Genomic DNA, 18,018 nt, shown 5'->3' with positions numbered 1-18,018 from the left:
TGGCATGGATCTGGCCGACCGGATCGAAGCGTTTCGCGAGACGCTCGACGAGTGGTTACGGGGGCTCTATCACGGAATGATCACACACCCGTCGTACGAGAAGATCGAGAAGGAAGCCGAGGACGCCGAGGACGCGTTCATTCTGGCGTGTTTCCCGGACGCGTTCGGGATTCCGTCGCCGGTTTCCTACTACACCGCGGAACTGCTCCCGTACCTCGAGGACGAGTTCGAATCGTGGGAGCGGCGGCTGTGGGATCGTAGCACGTATCTCGAACGCAAAGGACAGCAGTACCACTTCTGATGGAGCCATTCGTCTTCTTCGGCGGCAAGGGCGGCGTCGGCAAAACGACCGTCTCCTGTGCGTACGCGCTCCGCTGTGCGCGCGACGGCCAGCGGACGCTCGTCGTCTCGACCGACCCGGCCCACTCCGTCACCGACGTGTTCGACCAGCCGTTCGACGACTCGCCGCAATCGGTGGAGGGGATCGACGGCCTCGACGCGATGGAGATCGACCCCGAGGACGAGGTGACCCGCCACCTCGACGAGATCCGACAGGACCTCTCCGAACAGGTGTCGGCCTCGATGGTCAACGAGATCAACCGACAACTCGAGATGGCCCACGGAACCCCCGGCGCCTACGAATCGGCGCTGTTCGATCGGTTCGTCGACGTGATGCGGAACGCGGCGGAGTACGATCGCGTCGTCTTCGACACCTCGCCGACGGGGAGCACGCTCCGGCTCCTCGGACTCCCCGACCTGCTGGAAGGGTGGATCGACCGACTGATGCACAAGCGACGGACGAGCATCGACCTCTTCGAGAAGGCCGCCGTCGGGAGCAACGAACCGCGCCGCGTCATGGAGGGCGACCCCGTCCTCGCGCGGTTGCAGGATCGCAAGGAGTTCTTCGACTTCGCCGGGTCGGCGCTCCAGGACGACGCCGCGTTCTTCCTCGTCCTGAACCCCGACGAACTGTCGTTGAACGAGACCGAGCGCGCGATCGCGAATCTGCAGGAGAAGGACCTCACGGTCCGGGGCCTCGTCGCCAACAAACTCACGCCCTCGCCGGACCCCGACGAGAACGGCCGCGGCGGGCGGTACCTCCGCGAGCGCGTCGAAACGGAAGCGGAGCGCCTCGAGACGGTCCGCTCCGAGTTCGAGCCGCCCCTCGTCGCCGAGATCGGCTGGCGGAGCTCGGAAGTCAAGGGCGACCTCCTGTCGGACGTCGCCGCCGAACTCGACATCGAAACGGCCGCCGAGCCGCCGACCCACGTCTCCTGATTTCGGTATCGTAGTCGTTGAACGTCATTGCACTCCCGGCTCGCACTCGAGCGGTGAGTAAATCGTTTCAACGACTACTATAGCCGCGGCGGATTCGAGCCGATCGGATTTTTCGAACTCGAATGCGTCCCGGCGAGCCGAGCGAGCCCGTTCCCAGCGATCGGCCGAATTTGCCAGGGCGACACATACCACTGCGCTGTCGGACAGAAACCCGTTTAGGCGGCCCGCGCTACGGACGGATAATGAGTACGAGTTACCGGATCGGACTCGTCGGCAAACCATCTGTCGGCAAGTCCTCTTTCTTCAACGCAGCGACCATGAACGACGTGCCCGAAGGGGCCTACCCGTTCACGACGATCGATCCCAGCGTCGGCGAGGCCTACGTCCGCGTCGACTGCGCGGCACCGGAGTTCGACGAGGAATGTACGCCGAACGTCGGCTACTGCGCCGACGGGACGCGGTTCGTCCCGACGAAACTCGTCGACGTGGCCGGGCTGATCCCCGGCGCACACGAGGGCAACGGGCTCGGCAACCAGTTCCTCTCGGATCTCAACGAGACCGACGTGCTCGTCCACGTCGTGGACTTCTCCGGCAAAACGGACGCCGAGGGCGAAGCTACCGAGGGCCACGACCCCCGCGACGACATCGCCTTCCTCGAGGAGGAACTCGATCAGTGGTATCTGGGCGTCCTCGAGAAGGGAATCGAACGCTACGAGACGGGGTATACGACCGAGGACGACGCCATCGAGGAGGAGCTGGCCGAGCAGATGAGCGCGTTCAAGACCAGCGAGGACGAGATCAAGCGGCTCATCCGCCGGACGGACGTCGGCTTCGACCCTGCGGCTTGGGAGGCCGACGATGAACTCAGGCTCGCCCGCGAGATCCGCAAGGAGACCAAGCCGATGGTCATCGCGGCGAACAAGATGGACACCCCCGAGGCGCAGGCAAACTACGAGGAGATCGCGAACGACCCCGAGTACGACCACCTGACGATCGTTCCCTGCAGCGCCCACGCCGAGAAGGCGCTGAAGTCGGCCGACAAGGCCGGCGTCGTCGACTACCGACCCGGCGACGGGGACTTCGAGATCGTCGGCGACGTCTCCGGAGACCAGGAACAGGGACTCGAGCAGATCCGGGGCTTCCTCGACGAGTTCGGCGCGACGGGCGTGCAGGCGGCCCTCGAGACGGCGCTCTTCGACGTCCTCGGCGTCACGCCCGTCTTCCCCGGCGGTGCGAACGGACTGGGCAACGAGCGCGGCGAGGTGTTGCCCGATTGCTACCTGATCCCGCCGAACTCGACCGCGGAGGATTTCGCTTATAGTCTCCACTCAGATATCGGCGACGGCTTCTTGCACGCGATCGACTGCCGGACGAACCGGCAACTGGGAACCGACTACGAGGTCGAGTCCCGCGACGTGATCGAAGTGATCACGACCAACTGACGGTCTCGACGCCCCGGAGCAGCTGACGGTCTCGTAGCTCCGACGAAGCCGCCGTCTTCCCCTAAAACGAGAGCCCCAGTCAATCGAATTCGGCATCGATCGCGTCGAGGAGGTTCCGAAGCTCGCCGCGGCGCTTCCAGCCGGCGATCCGGTCACCCAACGGGAGCGGCGCGGCGAGTTCGACCGCCGACCGGACCGTGACTCGCGTTCGCTCGTCGTCGACCGGCTCGGACTCGAGCCACGTTTCCATCTCCGCGAACGGGCCGCCCTCGCTCTCCTGCGTGTAGTAGATCGTCCCGTCGCGGTCCTCGAATCGCAACGGCAGCTGGAGTCCGGGACCGCTGGCCACGACGACCGTTGCGTCGTCCCCGTCGTAGACGGATTCGACCGCGAAGCTGCCCTCGGCTTCGACGATTCTCGCGGGCCCGAGCCACGACGACAGTTCGGCCGGGGAGACGCCGACGACTCGAGAGACGCTCACTTCGCGCATACCGTTCCGTTCGTTCGAACAGGTATAAAAACCGCCTTCCACTCGTTCCCTTGCCTCTTCGGTCACCCGGCGACGCCGCTCGCGTGCGCCGGTCCCCGTCGTGAGGCGACACCTTCTCGTCGCGGGCCCACTACTGTCCGATAATGAGCATGCGGCAGCTGTCCGACTACCGGCCGACGAAACCCGACGTCGCGGTGTTCGTCTCCGGCGTGACCAGTATGGGCCTGGAGATCCTCGCCGGCCGGATCATCGCCCCCCAGTTCGGAAGCAGCATCTACACGTGGGGGAGCATCATCACCGTCTTCCTCGCGGCGCTGAGCCTCGGGTATTGGCAGGGCGGGAAACAGGCTGGAACTGCGTCGAACCGTCGAATGAGCTGGATCATGCTGGGGACCGCGGGCTACGTCGCGATCGTCGTCTACGCGAGCGACCAGCTGTTACTCTCGGCCTCCGCGATGCCGTTGCCCGCCCGGTACGCCTCGCTCCCGGCCGTCCTCATCCTCTTCGGACCGCCGACCTATCTGCTCGGGTTCATCAGCCCCTACTCGGCGGAACTCTCCCGGAAGGAGGGGATCGGCGAGGCGTCGGGCCACGTCTACGCGCTCGGCACGATCGGCAGCATCGTCGGTGCGGGCGCGACGACCTTCGTCCTGATCCCGGCGCTGGGTATCGACGCGATCGGGCTCCTCTTCGGGTTCATCCTCGTCGGGACCGCGTTCGCGCTCACGCTTCCGTCGCTGACGCCGAAGCCGGCGGCCGCGAGCGTCGGGATCGCACTGTTGCTCGTCGTCGCGGCCGGAGTGGGTCCGGTGGCGTTCGACCACCGCGGCGACGTCGTCTACCAGACGCAGACGGCCTACCAGGAGCTCGAGGTCGTCGACAGCGGGGACGAACGGACCCTGTATCTGGACGGGGCACGCCACAGCGCGATGGACCTCGAGGACCCCGATCGACACGTCTTCGAGTACACGCGGTACTTCCACATTCCGATGCTGATGGTCGACGATCCCGAGGAGGTCGACAACGTCCTGTTCATCGGCGGGGGCGGCTACACCGGGCCGAAGGATTTCGAACGGAAGTACGACGTCAACGTCGACGTCGCCGAACTCGATCCCGAAGTCTCCCAGGCCGCCAAAGACTACTTCCGGCTCGAGGAGAGCGAGAACCTGACGGTCCATACGGAAGACGGCCGACGGTTCCTCCGGAACACTGATCGGACTTACGACGTGATCGTTCTCGACGCCTACCAGAAGGATCAGGTCCCGATCCACCTGACCCAGCTCGGGTTCATGGAACTGGCCGAGGATCGCCTGACCGACGACGGCGTGTTCATGGCGAACGTCATCTCCGCGCCGAGCGGCGCGGGCTCGGACTTCTACCGCGCGCAGTACAAGACGATCGACCGGGCCTTCCCGTCGACGTACAGCTACCGGACGTCGGAGTGGGACTCGGTACAGAACATCGAAATCGTCGCGACGAAAGCCGACACGGACTTCACGGAGGCCGAACTCGCCGAGCGAAACGCGAACCGCGATCTCGGCATCGACCTGAGCAGCGAGGTCAACGCCACGCTGCCAGTGCCCAGGACCGACGACGTCCCGGTGCTGACCGAAGATCACGCACCCGTCGACAGCCTCCAGTCGTCGACGATCGGCCAGGAGTACGTCATCGAACAGACCGGCGAGGAGGAGACGGAACCCGAACCCGCGTCGATCACGGTCGGGCCGGAATTCCCCGATATCGCACGGCCCGCAGACCACGGGTCCGCGTCGACCGATCCGATAGCACCGGAGCCGGGACTCGCGTAACGTCCCGAACCAACGGCTTCTCCCGCCCTCACTCCGAAAACGCGTCGGACTCGAGCGGCGTCGCGGTCCGCCAGTAGTGATCGAGCGAGTCCTCGGCCCACGACCGGACGGCGTCGTCCTCGGTGTCGACGGACGCCTGCAGGATGCCGCTCTCGTCTCGCAAGAGCAGATAGACGAGGTCGTCGACGATCATGATCGCGATCGGGACGCCCTCTTCGCGGACCCTGATCTCGGCGTCGTCGGCGGCGAGCAGGGCCTCGAGTTGCTCCCGGAGCGACGAGTCGTCGGCGAGCGCGTCGATCGCGCTGCGACCGAAGACCCCTCGAAACCGCTGTTCGCCGGCGGTCACGCGCTCCCGGACGACGCGCAGCGTCTGCTCGTTGAACGTGTGCGAGAACGTCCTGACCTCGTCGCCGTCTCGGAGAAAGTCGAGCAACCGCCCGAGCGGCGCGTTGGGCCGCGTGGCGCTGGGAACGGTGATCCTCGCGTCCGAGAGCCGCCGCAGGTCGAAGTCCATCGCGTGGGTCGGCAGGTAGTCGACGATGTCCCGAAGTTTGGCTTCGGTTTCGAGGATCTCCGTGAGGTCGGTAAAGCCCTCCGCGACGAGTCGTCCCGTCGCCGTCGCGACGTACTCGCTTCCGTCGTGTCTGATCCACGACCTGTCCTCGAAGTCTCCGAGAATCCGTCCCAGGGTCGCCTGCGAGGCTCCCGTCGCGGCCGCCAACTCGGTCCGCGTGTGTCGCCCCTCCGCGAGCAGTCCTAGCACTTCGACCCGATTCGACGAGAGTGCGAGGAACTCGATCTCCTCGAGCGCCGATTCCATACGACATCTCGTCGCCGCCCCGGTAAACAGCTTTCGCAGTGTGAAATAATTTCACGGCTTGCAGGGGTGTCGCGGTCTCGGGTTCTTTCCCGCTCCGACGCCTTTTCTTACCGTGAAATATTTTCTGAACGAAACTATATACCCGCAGTTCCTACGGTGTAGTACGATGATTCTCGCTATTCAGGCGTCGGCCGGTTTCGGTTCGACGCGAACGATTTCGACGGGGGTGACGGCGTAGATGGTCTCCAGCCGTATCGCCGTTTTCTTCGCCCTCTCGAGTCTGCTCTTCGGCGGCACCTTCGTCGCCGCGAAGGCCGGGCTCGCGTACTTCCCGCCCCTGCTCTTCGTCGCCTTCCGGTTCGACGTCGCCGCCGTCGTCATGCTGGCGTACGTCGGCCTGACGTCCTCGCGATCGGAACTCCTCCCGCGGACGCGCGGCGACGTCGGGGCCATCCTCGCGACCGGCGTGCTCGCGATCGGCCTGACGAACGCCCTGTTGTTCGTCGGCCAGCAGTACGTCACCAGCGCCGTCGCGTCGATCATCTACAGCCTCAACCCGATCATGACGCCGGTGTTCGCCGCAGCGATACTCTCCGACGAGCGCCTCTCCCCCCGCGGTGCGGCCGGCATGGGGCTCGGCCTGCTCGGCGTCGGACTCGTCGTCAGTCCCGATCCCGCGAACCTGCTGGGCGGTGCCGTCGGCAAGGGGATCCTCTTCGTCGGCGCGGTCGCCGCCGCGCTCGGCGCAGTGCTGATCCGACGGGCCGACAGCGACCTCTCGAGTACGGTCCGCGTCGCCTGGGGGCTGCCCTTCGCCGCGGCGCTCTCTCACCTGCTGTCCTGGTCCGGCGGCGAGTCGATGGCCGCGATCTCGTGGACGACTGAAGCCGTCCTCGCGCTGGTCTACGTCAGCATCTTCGCGGGCGTCGTCGCGTACATCGCCTACTTCGGCCTCATCGACGCGGCCGGCGCGATCCACGCGAACCTGATCTTCTACGTCGTCCCGGTCGTTTCGACGCTGGGCGGCTGGGCGCTGCTCGGGGAGACGATCGACGCCCTCGCGATCGCCGGCTTCCTGACGATCTTCGCCGGCTTCGCGGTGCTCGGCAGCGAATCGATCGACGTTCGCTCGCGGCTCCCGTCCCTCCCGACGACCCCGCCGGTCTCCGACGACGAGTCGGTCGTCAGGGACGAACCGCGCGGCTACCGCTCCGACTAGGAGTCCTCTTGATCTTCGAGTCAACCAGCGCTTCGACGTTCGACCCGCCTAGAACAGCGACAGCTCGCCGGTCACACTATCGACTCGGTCGTCCGCGGCCGGTCCGACGGCGAGTGCGGTGACAGTTCCGGGCTCGAGTTGCGTGTGTCCGGCGTCCCGGATGACGGCGTTGGGAATCCCGTCCCGCTCCGCGATCTCGGAGAGTTCGTGGAGCTGACGCTCGCTTTCGCCTTTCAGAACGACCTTCTTCTGTCCGCCCTGTTTCCACTGGTCTTGTAACTGGCTGTCCGCCTTCTCGTAGGCGGACAGCGATGCGTGGGCGACCTGTGCGGCGAGCTTTCCCTGTCCCATGCCGATGTCCGTCCGAGCGACGATGGCCTGTTTCATGCCCGAAGCGATGATCGGGATACGTTTAGCCGTATCCATCTATCCGACGAGCGTCGCCCATGTCACGTCCGTGTCGGTAGTAATTACGTGCGCTCTCACGCCAGGCTGATGTCGAGGTACAGCATCACGATCACGCCGGCCATCACGCCGAGCGTCGCGACCCGCTCGTAGCCGCGGGTGTGGGTTTCGGGAATGATCTCGTCGGAGATGACGAAAAGCATGGCTCCCGCGGCGAAGCCCATCGCGTAGGGGAGTAACGGCTCGACGACGCTCACTGCCAGCGCGCCCAGTACCGCGAGCGGGATTTCGACGATCCCCGAACGCAAGCCGGCGAAGACCGCGTAGAAGCGCCGGTCCAGCCCCGCGTTGACCGCGGCGACGGAGACGGCGAACCCTTCGGGGATGTTCTGGATGCCGATCGCGAGCATCAGCGGGATCGCGTTCTCGACGTTTCCGGAGCCGAAGCCGACGCCCACGGCCAGCCCCTCGGGCATATTGTGGAGCGTGATCGCCAGGATAAACAGGACGACCGGTGTCACACGCTCGTTATCGAGGGAGAGAGATGTACTCGGGTTAGCCTGGTCCGGTCGTCGTTGTCCGGTCAACAGATAGTGCGCGTGCGGGACGAGTCCGTCGGCTCGATCGAGAAAGAGCGCACCGAGCGCGACGCCCACGAGGGTGGGAATCGGATCCCCGCCCGAGTACTGTTCGATCCCCGGGATGATGAGACTCGTGAAGGCCGCGGCGAGCATCACACCGGCCGCGAATCCGAGCGCGCCGTCGAGCGCGCGCTCGGACGGATCCCGCCAGACGAATATCAGCGACGCACCGAGCAGGTTCAACCCCGCGATGACGATGCCGCCGACGAGCCCCTGAACCACCGGGTCCTCGCCGGCGATCCGAACGAATAGGTCGACTACTGAAACCATGGATTTGATATCAATTGGTTGTCGGCCGTCACCGCCTCCTCCCTCGCGAGGCGCTCTTACGTGGTGTACACTGACAAGGGCATCATTAATTCACCGATCGGGTGTGACCCGCACGACTCCGGGACGTCCGTCGGAGAATCCCTAGCGACGGGTGTGTTTCGATCGGTACGAGAGAGTGAGAGGAACGGAGGGAAACCGATCGATTGCAACCCGTGACGGACTGGATAGTACGCTGAAAATACTCGAGTAGGTGTCGGTTTTGTCGGCGCTAGCGGTCGGATTCTATCGACTCGCGTCCCCCTCGCAGAACTGTCAGTAAGGGGTACTGAAATCTTCATCCAAAAGGACACGTTGTCCCAAAAACGATTACGCCGTCTTTTGCGCCAGTTCTCGCTTGTTCGACCCGGGTACAGCCCACATATGACTGATAACAATTCGACAGACAACGACCTCGGTCGGCGACCAGTCCTCGGCGGACTCGCCGGAGCACTGGCGACCGGCGCGGTCGGGACTGCAGCGGCAGCCGGCGGCGAAGGGACGAACGGTGACCACCACGAGACGGACCAGGAGGTATCGGGTGACACGCCACCCGAGGCCGTCGCCGACGAGTTCGGAACCGACATCGATATACTGAACTACGCCCTCACGCTCGAGTACCTCGAAGCGACGTTCTACACCCGCGGTATCCGCAATATCGACGAAGCGGCGCTCGAGCAGCACTTCGAAGGGATGGGGCCGGTTCAGGACCGGGTCCTCAACCGACTCCGCGTCGTCCGGGATCACGAAATAACCCACGTGGAAGTCCTCAGAGACACGATAGAGACGTTGGGTGGCGACCCGGTCGCCAGTCCAGAGTTCGACTTCGGGACGGCGGTTGAGGACCCGTCGGAGTTCATCGCCACTGCTGCAACTCTCGAGGACGTCGGCGTCTCGGCGTACGCCGGTGCAGCGCCGTACATCGATACGTTCGAACTCGTCGCGCCGGCGCTCAGCATCCACAGCGTCGAAGCGCGCCACGCGTCCTTCCTGCGGGAACTGAACGGCGACATCGGGTTCCCGGCGGCCTTCGACCAGCCCCGATCCCGTTCGGAGGTATTGGAGTTGGCGAGCGGATTCATCGTCGACTAGAATCGACGGCGACCGCTACTCGCGACCCGTTTTTTCCGCTGATCTGAAAGCAACCATCCACCGATCCGAATCCAGTTCTGTCGGTCGACGAGAATCGTCCGACGGCTGTTCACCGAACGACTGGGATCGTCGGCTCCGTCAGTGGACGATTTCGTCACCGGAGAGCAACTCCCGTTCCGTCCGTCTCGCTTCGGGGCCCGCTTCGACGAGCGTCGGCTTCGCCACCGGCTCGGAAAACCGATCGGGGTCCGGGTCGACGGACTCGAGCATCGCCGAGAACACCGATCCGCGACGGCCGCCGGCCGAGACGACACCGCCGTACTTGCGGTCCTCGAAGGAGGTTTCGTCGGGGTTGGGGAACTCGTCGCGGATGATCTGGGCGGTCTCTCGGATGTACTCCGCCGCCTGCTGTTGGGAGTAGAGACAATCGTCGAAGTACGTTTCCGCGTACTCGTCTAGCTCCTCGGAGGAGTGCGCCGGCGACTCGTAGCGGACCGACTTCGAGGTCGTGTAGCCGCTGGTAAACCGGATGTTCATCGTGAAACTGTTGGGATAGCGCAGGAAGAGCGGAAAGAACATCATATCGGTGATCGTCGTCTGCTGCTGAATCCGCCACGCCCCCTCGTGGTAGTACGCGGCAAGCGCGCCGAGCCTGTCGTTGCGATCGCCGCGGTTGTACGCCATCGCGACCGCTTCGTAATCGTCTCCGACGATTCGTCGGAGCCGCCGCTCGTAACTCTCGCCGATGTGTTCCCGTTCCGCCTCGTACGCGTCGAGCACCGAAACCCCGGGATCGGCGAGCAGGTCGGCCTTCCGCTCTCGAGCGGCCGCGATGGTCATCATGTTCTCGTGGAAGACCCGCTCGGCTTCCATATCCGGGAGCGGGATTCGTACCGCTCGTTGATGCAGAACCTTCGTGTCACCGGTAAACCGGTCCTGCGTTCCGTTCATGCATCGGCCTTCGTTATAGGGCATTATAATGGATTAGGCCATCGAAGATAGAATTTCAAACGGGAGACATCACGCTGCTACCGGGACGAATCGGGGAGTCGCTCCGAAACCATCGGTTCGATGATGGGTGGTGGCGCTCGAGCCCCGGCATCCGTCCGCGGTCGTCCCGGCGAACGCGGACCGAGGAATTTAGGGCCCCGTGCTCGCTCCTACTCGATATGATCCTGTCCGATGCGGACATCCTCGAGCGCCTCGAGGCCGGCGACCTCGTCGTCGATCCCCTCGACGACCCGGAGCTGCAGATCCAACCCGCGAGCGTCGACCTCCGGCTTGGTCGGGAGTTCCTCGAGTTCCAGCGGACGAACATCCCCTGCATCCACCCCAACTCCGAGGACGAAGTCGACGACTACGTCACCGAAACGATCGTCGAAGAGGGCGACGACTTCATTCTCCACCCCGGCGACTTCGTGCTGGGAACGACTCACGAACGCGTCGAGATTCCGGACGACCTGATCGCTCACGTCGAGGGTCGGTCTTCGCTGGGTCGGCTCGCCGTCGTCGTCCACGCGACGGCCGGCCTCTGCGACCCCGGCTATCGGGGCCAGATCACCCTCGAGCTCTCGAACCTCGGCTCCGCACCGGTCGCGCTCACGCCCGGCATGCGGATCTCGCAGCTCACCTTTACCGAACTCAAGACGCCGGCGGAGCGCCCTTACGGCAGCGAACGCGGCTCGAAGTATCAAGATCAGGACGGTCCACAGGCCTCCCGAATCCAGAGCGACGACGAGTTCGGCGGCGACCAGCTCGAGCGCGACGATTGAGCCCGCTGGTCGAGGGGATAGGTGATCATGCCGGCGCGCAGTTCATCACCCGACCGCCCGGACTCGTAATTCTCGTCACACCCACGTCTCTCGCACCCTGCGAACCCCACGAGCGACTCGATCGAACGTAAGAGCGGTGGCGGATCGCGACGGACTCGCTATCCGATCATCGACCGGCCGTTGCAGGCACCACCGGCTTGTCTCGAGTCGCGGTACCCCCGAGTATGTGCGCCACGTTTTCGGACGACGACGTCGGCAAGCCCGTCGAGAACGATCTCGGCGAGGACGTCGGCGTCGTGGTCGCAGTCGAGGGAGCCGTCGCCCACGTGCGACCGGATCCGGCGGTCGTGGGGTCGATCAAGTCGTCGCTCGGCTGGGACAAGGCTGCCGAGGAGACCCGAACGCTCGACCGAGCGTCCGTTAGAGAGATCACCGACGGCGCGATCCGACTCGACGGGACGCTTCCGGATCGGACCGATTCGACGGCCGATACGAGTTCCGAACGCGACGAGTTCGTAGACTGAGGGTTGGAAGGTGAGCTCGCCGGCGGGGTCGGCGGGACGAGGAACGCCGGGGACGTGGCCGATACCGACGGCGAGGAGCGGTGATCGTACACCCGAACGCGGATCTCTCGAGAGCGAGACGGCCGCTGTTCCTGTTGCCCCTCGCCCTCCCCGTTCCGTTCGTAGCCGCTTCCGTTCGCAGCTCCTCGAGTTCGGCTTGCGAGCCGAACCCGAGTACTGGTGCCGACCGATTCACGTTGGAAACTGTTCGTGTCGACTCCGAGCCGTGAGACGCCGGGCAGACTTCTAAGACCGTGCTCGTGATACACCACCTGCTATGAACTGGACGGACGAGAGTGGCGGCACCGAGGGCGTCCACGTTACCGGCCCTTCGGACGCACAGTCGATCGTGTTCGTACACGGTGCGATGTTCACGCGGACGATGTGGCTCCCCCAACAGCGCGAGCTTGCGGAGGAGTATCACACCATCGCTCCCGACTTGCCGGGCCACGGGACCCGCGCCGGCAAGCCGTTCCGGATGGAGCCGGCCATCGACGTCCTCGAGGAGGTTTTCGAGACGCACACCGACGGATCGGCGGTACTCGTCGGGCTCTCGCTCGGCGGCTACGCGGCGACGGAGTACGCCTACCGTCATCCCGAGCAGGTCGATGCGCTGGTGCTGTCGGGGAGCAGCGTGAACCCGGTGAATACGCTGCAACTCGGCACGCGGCTGACCGGCGGACTGACGCGGCTCCTGACCAAACCGGATCTCGGGAAACGCGCCGGCGAGAAGCTCGCGACCCGCTGGGTGCGAAACCGGGAGCTCCCGCCGGACATCGAGCGGGAAATCATCGACTCGGGGTTCTACCCCAAGCAGTTCGGCGACGCGGCACCGGACATCGCGGGCGTCGACTTCCGGGCGAAGCTCTCGACCTATCCGGGCTCGACGCTGATCCTCAACGGGGAGAACGACAAACTCATGCGCCGCGGAGAGCAGGCCCACGCCGCCGCGGCGCAGGACGGTCGCGTCGAGGTACTCGCCGGCGTCGGCCACATCTGTAACCTCCACCGGCCGGCGACGTACACGGACCGGGTACGGCGGTTCGTCCGTCGGGCGGTTCCATCACAACCGTAGGTCCACCGCTCCCGCGGCCCGCCGAGCCGCCGATCGGGATCGATTTCTCGGCGACGCCGTCCCGCTTGAGCGACACTGCTGGCATCGATCGTCGGAGTGTGATCCGGGGACGCGTTCGGGAGTCGACGAAAAGGGTCGAGAGCCGACGGACTGATCCGACGAACCGCAGTCGACGCGTTCTCAGGAACGGCGGTCGCCGATCACGTTCCGGACGCGGCCGGGGAGCCCGAGCAGGGAGATCCCGAAGCCGAACAGGACCATCAGGACGTAGACGCCCAGCGTCGAGGTCCAGACGACCAGCATCGAGAGGATCGCGTAGATCCCCTCGAGGAAGTAGAATGCGGCGATCGACATCGCCGTCCCGTACAGCAAGACGAGGTACGGTCCCCAGTCGTGTGCGTGGCCGCGCCGAACCCGTCGTCGAACGTAGCGCTTGAGCTCGCTCTCGAGGGACTCTTTCCTGACCGTGCGGTCCTCGACGTTGTCTTCGAACGCGTCCACGCGGTCGCGCAGCCGCTCGATCTCCTCGCGGAGGGCTGCGGCGTCGCTCGAGCGGTCGCGCGTCCGGGCGCTGGCGCTTCTCGCGGTCGAACGGTCGCTCGCGCGGTCCTCCGCGGCTCCCTCGTCGGCACCCGTTGCGTCGTCGGTCATCGCTTCTGTCGGAATCTGTCGATGTCCGGGACTTTGTAGCTGCCGATCCACTTCACGGTTGGCGAGGACGGCATTGATCACCGCCGCGAAGATGAGGATGATCGCGCCGGCGTACAGCCAGATGAGCACGAGGAAGACGGCTCCGAGCGCGCCGTATACCGCGTATTCCGTGAGCAGACCCGCGTATAGCGAAAACGTCTGGCTCAGCGCGTACCAGCCGACCGCCGCGATGACGGTTCCCGGTGCGGCCTCGCGGAGCCCGACGTCCGCATCGGGGAAGACGACATATAGGGGCAGGAACGTCACGACCAGTCCCAACAGGACGAACAACTGGGCTACGACCGTCACCTCGAGCCAGGGGAGGAGCCGGAACGCGAGCTCGAGGACTCCCACCAGCGTCAGTCCCAGCGCGATGACGATCGAGACGATCGTCGCGTCCCAGATCGTATCGAGGAGCGACTTCTCCCCCACGGTGCCGTAAACCTGTGAGAAGGCCCGATCGAGGCCGCGAAGGACGCGGCTCGAACCCCAGAGCAGGCCGAGAATACCGACGACGGTGGCTCCCCGTCGACCGGTCTGGTCGTTGACCGCCTCCGTGAGTAGTTGCTGGGCCTGTAACGTGAGAACGTCGCTCGCGGCCGCGGTGAGCCGGTCGGCGAGGACCTCGCCGCCGATCGATGCGGCGAGCGCGAGCGCCAGCAACATCAGCGGGACGAGCGAGAGGAATCCGTAGTACGCGACCCCGGCAGAGAGGAGCGTCAGCTGTTGCTCCCTGGCGAGTCGAAAGGCCCGCCCGGTAACCTCGAGTCCTCGTGTATAATCGATCACGCGTGGTCCTTCGACGCGGTCCGGCATATGTAGTTTCGCCTAACAAAAACGCAACAGGTCGTTACGCGAACCCAATATCCCCGACCGATACGGCTGGGAACCCCCTTCGTCGCTGTAGTCGCTCGTTTCGGTCGGTGGCCTTCTTTTGTGGCAGATAGTAACAGGGAACCCGACCGACGGCCGCCGCGAGTCGCGACTCGAATCAGTGGCCTTTTCTGTTAACTCGTTGACTGCATCGCATGGAGCAGCGACGCTGTCCCGACTGCGGCGTATCGATGGAACCGACATCGCTCCGGTCCAACGACGGATTCGGCCTCGTGATCGATACCGGGAAACGTGACGGGATGCTCGGGAAACTCGGTCTCAGCGAGACGGCGAGCGTCGACGGAGTCTGCTGTCCCGAATGCGGCCTCGTCCGCCTGCACGCCGATCTCGACTGAGTCGATCAATCGAGGTTATCTTCGGTCGCCGCCCGAATCTCCCCGACGCTCGCGTCCGTCTTGAACGTCGTCCCTCCGTAGTGAGCACGCGAGGCCGCATAGCCCGCGTCGCGAAGATCTGCCAGAAATTCGTCCATCGCGTTCGCGGGCAGCCCCCAGTTCCGGCAGAGCTTGTGCTGGTCGTAGTGGGTCGGCTCGTCGAGTTCCGCCGCGAGCGTGTCGCAGAGCTCTCGAGCCTCCGGCGCGGTATCGAACGTATAGGGGATCTCGTCGCGAACCGCGTCGACGAACGCCGGGTCCCGAACGGGGCCGAGCCAGACCGGGCCGGCGGTGAGCATCCGATTGCCCTCACAGCGCGGGCACCGCTCGAGCGGCTCCGCGATCAGACCGCCGTCGGCCTCCCGGTAGAGACAGTCTTCGCAGTGGTAGAGCTGGCCTAATTCTTCGATCGAAGCGTCGGAAGCGGTCGGCTTGCGCTCGAGCTCGAGGTAGGTCCGGACGTAGTGGCTGGTGGCGTGGGTCAGGATCGGCTCGATGCCGACGTCGAAGCGGGCGGCGCTTCGGGCGAGCGCGGAGACGAGGACCCGAACGCCCATCTCGGCGTGGTAGTCCGTATTTCGCGGGACCGCCGAGTACGACCGGACGCCGCTGTTGAAGTGTGCGCCGCACAGCGGCGCGGTGTCGGTCGCGGTGACGCAGACGAGGTCGCGACAGTTCGCGAACGCGGCGTCTGCGAAGGGCATCGGCGTCCCGTAGGGATCGAGATCGATCACGTCGAACGGCTCCTCGTGCATGAGGGAATTGACGTTGCGGTGTTCGACCCGCGCGTCGTCGCAGTCGTTTCGCTCGAGGTTCGATCGCGCGAGGTCGACCGCTTCCTCGTCGACGTCACAGCAGGTGACGTCCCAGCCGTCGGCGGCGGCTCGGACGCCCCGGACGCCGCTTGCAGTCATCGCGTCGAGATACGACGTGGCCCGTTCCTCGCGCTCGCGATAGGCCCGCAGCGTCGCGATCGTCAGGTCCCGGTTCAACTCCTGTCGCGGGTTGTAGAAGACCGCCTCCTCGATGCCCTCCGTCTGTTCGCCGGGCACCTCGAGTTCGACTCCGCCCTCGGTGACGCGCATACCACCTCTCGTCGGTAGCGGGCGAAAAACGGTGTGGTCTCGCGCGGCTCAGTGGACGGGACGAACGGGGTAGCGGCTCTCGAGAGCCGTCGGGGAGTACGGGATTCCGTGAATCACCGCGGACTGTCGGTATCGGAGCGACGGACAACCAAACCGATTTTACAGTTCGCTACACAGTTGCAGGTGTGTCGGAGGCCAACCCCGTCGAGCGATGGCAGGCTGCCCTCGAGGAAGCCGGCGAACTCACGCCCGAGATCGTCGGCGACATCTCGAGGATCCACGGCGACCGCGGGGTTCGCGCCATCGAAGCCGTCGGCGAAAACCGCGTGAAGTCCTACCGGGATTTCACGATCGTCGTCGGCTACGAGGACGAGTACATCGTCGAAGACGGCGGCTGTACCTGCAAGGACAGCGAGTACAACCTCGACGCGGACGACCCGACCGAGCGCTGCTGGCACTCGCTGGCCGTTGCGATCGCTCGCCGGATCGGCCACGTCGATTACCACGACATGTGGTACTCGGACGTGCGCGAGTTGCTGTGAGATGAGACGATACGACCCTACGCTCGTAGCTTCAGTGAGGCTGAGTCTCACCGAGAAGGCGGATGGTATTTGAAGTACTTCCTTGGTGGGTGGTAGCACATGAGACGACGACGCTATCTCGCCGCCAGTCTCGGATTGGTGGCTCCGATCGTCGGTTCCGCGGGAACGGTCGCTGGTACCAGCCAGCAGAACAGTTCCGAACAGGAAACGGAACCGGACCCGCTCACGGTCGACGGAACGGGTGCGACCGTAACTAACGAATTCGAACTCGAAGGCGGTGTAACGATCGTCGAAGCCCTGCACGATGGAGATGAGAATTTCATCGTCGAACTCGTACCGACCGACGGTGATCTCGAGACGCTGCTCGTTAACGCAATCGGTGAATACGACGGCGCGACGGGTGCGCTTGCAGAACGGGGAACTCACGTACTGGATATCGATGCGGACGGAAGCTGGGAACTCGAGATACTACAACCGCGTGCGACGGAGGACGAAGCAGAGACGCTGCCGGTCGAAATCGAGGGAGAGGGATCAGCGTGGGACGGTCCGTATCTATTCGATGGGCTCGGACGATCCCATGGAACTCACGAGGGCCGGGGGAACTTTATCGTCGAAATCCTTCCCCAAGATGGTCTCTTTTCGGAACTCGTCTTCAACGAACTCGATCAGTTCGACGGGGAGACGACGTTCAATGTCGACGGGATCGGCTTCGTAACGGTCGAGGCTGCGGGTCCGTGGTCGATCGCGATAGAATAACGGACCCGTTGTTCCGTCGAATGTCCATCTCCGCTCACTCTCGTCGGCCGTTCGCGGTCGTGCTACTCCTCGGCGCAGATCTCGACGAAGTTCCGCAGGATCTGTAGCCCCGTCTCCCCGCTCTTCTCCGGGTGGAATTGCGTGCCGAAGACGGTGCCCTCCTCGTTCGCGACGATCGAGGGGAACTCGCGTTCGTAGTCGGTCGTCGCGACCGTCGCGGTCTCGTCGTCCGGGGCGGCGTAGTAGGAGTGAACGAAGTAGGCGTAGTCCCCGTCGACACCCTCGACGAGCGGGTGATCGCGCTGCACCTCGAGTTCGTTCCAGCCCATGTGCGGAACCTTCTGGCCCTCGGCGAACCGGACGTTGGTTCCGGGGATCAGATCCAGTCCCTGCACGGCCGACTCGCCGTCGGTTTCGCCTTCCTCGCTCGTCGTGAGCAGCATCTGCATCCCGAGGCAGATGCCGAAGAGGGGCGTGCCGCTGTCGGCCACCTCGAGGAGGTCCTCGCGAAGCGGATCGGCGTTCTCGACGCCTTCCCGAAACGCGCCGACGCCGGGCAGGACGACGCCGTCGGCCGCGGCGAAGGCGTCGGGATCGTCGGTGATCTCGACGTCGGCACCCGCACGCTCGAGACCGCGGGTGGCGCTGCGGAGGTTCCCCAGTCCGTAGTCGACGATGACGACGGACGCGAGGGACTCCTCCTGTGGGGACGAAACAGTGCTCATACACGTACTCGGTGCGGCGAGTTGAAGTGAATTGCCAT

The 18,018-nt window shown here is 64.8% G+C and carries 20 protein-coding genes; 12 read left to right on the top strand and 8 right to left on the bottom strand.

What is annotated here, in order from left to right; translation table 11 throughout:
• Nucleotides 1-4: 4 nt before the first annotated feature.
• From LDB05_RS09420 to LDB05_RS09410, 3 genes are all read left to right on the top strand, one after another.
• Nucleotides 5-301 carry a DUF7990 family protein gene (locus LDB05_RS09420; protein WP_226007667.1) on the top strand — a complete coding sequence of 99 codons (297 nt, stop codon included), beginning with the start codon at nt 5-7 and terminating at the stop codon, nt 299-301.
• Entirely contained in the window at nt 301-1,278 is a 978-nt protein-coding gene (locus LDB05_RS09415) for an ArsA family ATPase (RefSeq protein ID WP_226007666.1), read from the top strand. The genes LDB05_RS09420 and LDB05_RS09415 overlap by 1 nt, the downstream gene beginning before the upstream one ends.
• A 242-nt stretch (nt 1,279-1,520) precedes the next feature.
• Nucleotides 1,521-2,720 (top strand): redox-regulated ATPase YchF, encoded by a 1,200-nt coding sequence (locus LDB05_RS09410; protein WP_226007665.1) that lies wholly within the window; start codon nt 1,521-1,523, stop codon nt 2,718-2,720.
• Between the two features lie 79 nt (nt 2,721-2,799).
• On the opposite strand, the gene LDB05_RS09405 is transcribed toward LDB05_RS09410, so the two are convergent.
• The gene (locus tag LDB05_RS09405) at nt 2,800-3,210 is read right to left on the bottom strand and encodes an SRPBCC family protein (protein WP_226007664.1); all 411 of its coding nucleotides are present in this window, start codon (nt 3,208-3,210) and stop codon (nt 2,800-2,802) included.
• A gap of 143 nt (nt 3,211-3,353) precedes the next feature.
• Between LDB05_RS09405 and LDB05_RS09400 the strand changes: the two genes are divergently transcribed.
• Nucleotides 3,354-5,018 carry a spermidine synthase gene (locus tag LDB05_RS09400; RefSeq protein WP_226007663.1) on the top strand — a complete coding sequence of 555 codons (1,665 nt, stop codon included), beginning with the start codon at nt 3,354-3,356 and terminating at the stop codon, nt 5,016-5,018.
• A 28-nt stretch (nt 5,019-5,046) separates the two neighbouring features.
• On the opposite strand, the gene LDB05_RS09395 is transcribed toward LDB05_RS09400, so the two are convergent.
• A complete protein-coding gene (locus tag LDB05_RS09395; protein WP_226007662.1) occupies nt 5,047-5,841 on the bottom strand; it encodes a helix-turn-helix transcriptional regulator in 795 nt (264 codons plus the stop codon).
• A 238-nt stretch (nt 5,842-6,079) separates the two neighbouring features.
• Here LDB05_RS09395 and LDB05_RS09390 point away from each other — a divergent pair, with 238 nt between their 5' ends.
• Nucleotides 6,080-7,060: a DMT family transporter gene (locus tag LDB05_RS09390; protein ID WP_226007661.1), complete on the top strand. Its 981-nt coding sequence runs from the start codon at nt 6,080-6,082 to the stop codon at nt 7,058-7,060.
• Between the two features lie 48 nt (nt 7,061-7,108).
• Here the strand turns inward: LDB05_RS09390 and pth2 are convergent, their stop codons facing one another.
• Together pth2 and LDB05_RS09380 are read right to left on the bottom strand one after the other, a co-directional pair.
• Nucleotides 7,109-7,447 (bottom strand): peptidyl-tRNA hydrolase Pth2, encoded by a 339-nt coding sequence (gene pth2, locus LDB05_RS09385; protein ID WP_226007660.1) that lies wholly within the window; start codon nt 7,445-7,447, stop codon nt 7,109-7,111.
• A 95-nt stretch (nt 7,448-7,542) separates the two neighbouring features.
• A complete protein-coding gene (locus tag LDB05_RS09380) occupies nt 7,543-8,376 on the bottom strand; it encodes a ZIP family metal transporter (protein WP_226007659.1) in 834 nt (277 codons plus the stop codon).
• Between the two features lie 420 nt (nt 8,377-8,796).
• On the opposite strand from LDB05_RS09380, the gene LDB05_RS09375 reads away from it, so the two are divergent.
• On the top strand, nt 8,797-9,504 hold the full coding sequence (locus LDB05_RS09375; RefSeq protein WP_226007658.1) for a ferritin-like domain-containing protein: 708 nt from the start codon (nt 8,797-8,799) through the stop codon (nt 9,502-9,504).
• 138 nt (nt 9,505-9,642) lie between these two features.
• Here LDB05_RS09375 and LDB05_RS09370 read toward each other — a convergent pair whose 3' ends face one another.
• Nucleotides 9,643-10,455, bottom strand: coding sequence for a hypothetical protein (locus LDB05_RS09370; protein ID WP_226007657.1), 813 nt, complete (start codon nt 10,453-10,455; stop codon nt 9,643-9,645).
• 218 nt (nt 10,456-10,673) lie between these two features.
• On the opposite strand from LDB05_RS09370, the gene dcd reads away from it, so the two are divergent.
• The 3 genes from dcd to LDB05_RS09355 all read left to right on the top strand — a co-directional run bounded on the left by dcd (nt 10,674) and on the right by LDB05_RS09355 (nt 12,914).
• The gene (gene dcd / locus LDB05_RS09365) at nt 10,674-11,276 is read left to right on the top strand and encodes a dCTP deaminase (protein WP_226007656.1); all 603 of its coding nucleotides are present in this window, start codon (nt 10,674-10,676) and stop codon (nt 11,274-11,276) included.
• Between the two features lie 224 nt (nt 11,277-11,500).
• Nucleotides 11,501-11,800: a hypothetical protein gene (locus LDB05_RS09360; RefSeq protein ID WP_226007655.1), complete on the top strand. Its 300-nt coding sequence runs from the start codon at nt 11,501-11,503 to the stop codon at nt 11,798-11,800.
• 316 nt (nt 11,801-12,116) lie between these two features.
• Nucleotides 12,117-12,914: an alpha/beta fold hydrolase gene (locus LDB05_RS09355; protein ID WP_226007654.1), complete on the top strand. Its 798-nt coding sequence runs from the start codon at nt 12,117-12,119 to the stop codon at nt 12,912-12,914.
• Nucleotides 12,915-13,094: 180 nt separating this feature from the next.
• Here LDB05_RS09355 and LDB05_RS09350 read toward each other — a convergent pair whose 3' ends face one another.
• Nucleotides 13,095-14,420 carry a YihY/virulence factor BrkB family protein gene (locus LDB05_RS09350; RefSeq protein WP_226007653.1) on the bottom strand — a complete coding sequence of 442 codons (1,326 nt, stop codon included), beginning with the start codon at nt 14,418-14,420 and terminating at the stop codon, nt 13,095-13,097.
• Between the two features lie 212 nt (nt 14,421-14,632).
• Between LDB05_RS09350 and LDB05_RS09345 the strand changes: the two genes are divergently transcribed.
• On the top strand, nt 14,633-14,833 hold the full coding sequence (locus tag LDB05_RS09345; RefSeq protein WP_226007652.1) for a hypothetical protein: 201 nt from the start codon (nt 14,633-14,635) through the stop codon (nt 14,831-14,833).
• A gap of 5 nt (nt 14,834-14,838) precedes the next feature.
• On the opposite strand, the gene LDB05_RS09340 is transcribed toward LDB05_RS09345, so the two are convergent.
• The gene (locus LDB05_RS09340) at nt 14,839-15,957 is read right to left on the bottom strand and encodes a tRNA (guanine(26)-N(2))-dimethyltransferase (RefSeq protein WP_226007651.1); all 1,119 of its coding nucleotides are present in this window, start codon (nt 15,955-15,957) and stop codon (nt 14,839-14,841) included.
• Between the two features lie 185 nt (nt 15,958-16,142).
• Between LDB05_RS09340 and LDB05_RS09335 the strand changes: the two genes are divergently transcribed.
• Entirely contained in the window at nt 16,143-16,499 is a 357-nt protein-coding gene (locus LDB05_RS09335) for a hypothetical protein (RefSeq protein ID WP_226007650.1), read from the top strand.
• 99 nt (nt 16,500-16,598) lie between these two features.
• On the top strand, nt 16,599-17,255 hold the full coding sequence (locus tag LDB05_RS09330) for a hypothetical protein (protein WP_226007649.1): 657 nt from the start codon (nt 16,599-16,601) through the stop codon (nt 17,253-17,255).
• Nucleotides 17,256-17,317: 62 nt separating this feature from the next.
• On the opposite strand, the gene hisH is transcribed toward LDB05_RS09330, so the two are convergent.
• A complete protein-coding gene (hisH, locus tag LDB05_RS09325; RefSeq protein ID WP_226007648.1) occupies nt 17,318-17,980 on the bottom strand; it encodes an imidazole glycerol phosphate synthase subunit HisH in 663 nt (220 codons plus the stop codon).
• Between the last annotated feature and the right edge of the window lie 38 nt (nt 17,981-18,018).

This window comes from Natrinema salinisoli (genome assembly GCF_020405205.1).
Classification (GTDB): domain Archaea; phylum Halobacteriota; class Halobacteria; order Halobacteriales; family Natrialbaceae; genus Natrinema; species Natrinema salinisoli.
This window is presented reverse-complemented; position numbering and strand designations above follow the sequence as displayed.

What these genes read in the sequence shown, in the direction of transcription:
- dcd (WP_226007656.1), top strand. Translation starts at nt 10,674, where the DNA reads ATGATCCTGTCCGATGCGGACATCCTCGAGCGCCTCGAGGCCGGCGAC.
- LDB05_RS09410 (WP_226007665.1), top strand. Translation starts at nt 1,521, where the DNA reads ATGAGTACGAGTTACCGGATCGGACTCGTCGGCAAACCATCTGTCGGC.
- pth2 (WP_226007660.1), bottom strand. Translation starts at nt 7,447, where the DNA reads ATGAAACAGGCCATCGTCGCTCGGACGGACATCGGCATGGGACAGGGA.
- LDB05_RS09400 (WP_226007663.1), top strand. Translation starts at nt 3,354, where the DNA reads ATGAGCATGCGGCAGCTGTCCGACTACCGGCCGACGAAACCCGACGTC.
- LDB05_RS09340 (WP_226007651.1), bottom strand. Translation starts at nt 15,957, where the DNA reads ATGCGCGTCACCGAGGGCGGAGTCGAACTCGAGGTGCCCGGCGAACAG.
- LDB05_RS09375 (WP_226007658.1), top strand. Translation starts at nt 8,797, where the DNA reads ATGACTGATAACAATTCGACAGACAACGACCTCGGTCGGCGACCAGTC.
- LDB05_RS09380 (WP_226007659.1), bottom strand. Translation starts at nt 8,376, where the DNA reads ATGGTTTCAGTAGTCGACCTATTCGTTCGGATCGCCGGCGAGGACCCG.
- LDB05_RS09420 (WP_226007667.1), top strand. Translation starts at nt 5, where the DNA reads ATGGATCTGGCCGACCGGATCGAAGCGTTTCGCGAGACGCTCGACGAG.
- LDB05_RS09405 (WP_226007664.1), bottom strand. Translation starts at nt 3,210, where the DNA reads ATGCGCGAAGTGAGCGTCTCTCGAGTCGTCGGCGTCTCCCCGGCCGAA.
- LDB05_RS09355 (WP_226007654.1), top strand. Translation starts at nt 12,117, where the DNA reads ATGAACTGGACGGACGAGAGTGGCGGCACCGAGGGCGTCCACGTTACC.
- LDB05_RS09395 (WP_226007662.1), bottom strand. Translation starts at nt 5,841, where the DNA reads ATGGAATCGGCGCTCGAGGAGATCGAGTTCCTCGCACTCTCGTCGAAT.
- LDB05_RS09370 (WP_226007657.1), bottom strand. Translation starts at nt 10,455, where the DNA reads ATGAACGGAACGCAGGACCGGTTTACCGGTGACACGAAGGTTCTGCAT.
- LDB05_RS09390 (WP_226007661.1), top strand. Translation starts at nt 6,080, where the DNA reads ATGGTCTCCAGCCGTATCGCCGTTTTCTTCGCCCTCTCGAGTCTGCTC.
- LDB05_RS09360 (WP_226007655.1), top strand. Translation starts at nt 11,501, where the DNA reads ATGTGCGCCACGTTTTCGGACGACGACGTCGGCAAGCCCGTCGAGAAC.
- LDB05_RS09415 (WP_226007666.1), top strand. Translation starts at nt 301, where the DNA reads ATGGAGCCATTCGTCTTCTTCGGCGGCAAGGGCGGCGTCGGCAAAACG.
- hisH (WP_226007648.1), bottom strand. Translation starts at nt 17,980, where the DNA reads ATGAGCACTGTTTCGTCCCCACAGGAGGAGTCCCTCGCGTCCGTCGTC.
- LDB05_RS09350 (WP_226007653.1), bottom strand. Translation starts at nt 14,420, where the DNA reads ATGCCGGACCGCGTCGAAGGACCACGCGTGATCGATTATACACGAGGA.
- LDB05_RS09345 (WP_226007652.1), top strand. Translation starts at nt 14,633, where the DNA reads ATGGAGCAGCGACGCTGTCCCGACTGCGGCGTATCGATGGAACCGACA.
- LDB05_RS09330 (WP_226007649.1), top strand. Translation starts at nt 16,599, where the DNA reads ATGAGACGACGACGCTATCTCGCCGCCAGTCTCGGATTGGTGGCTCCG.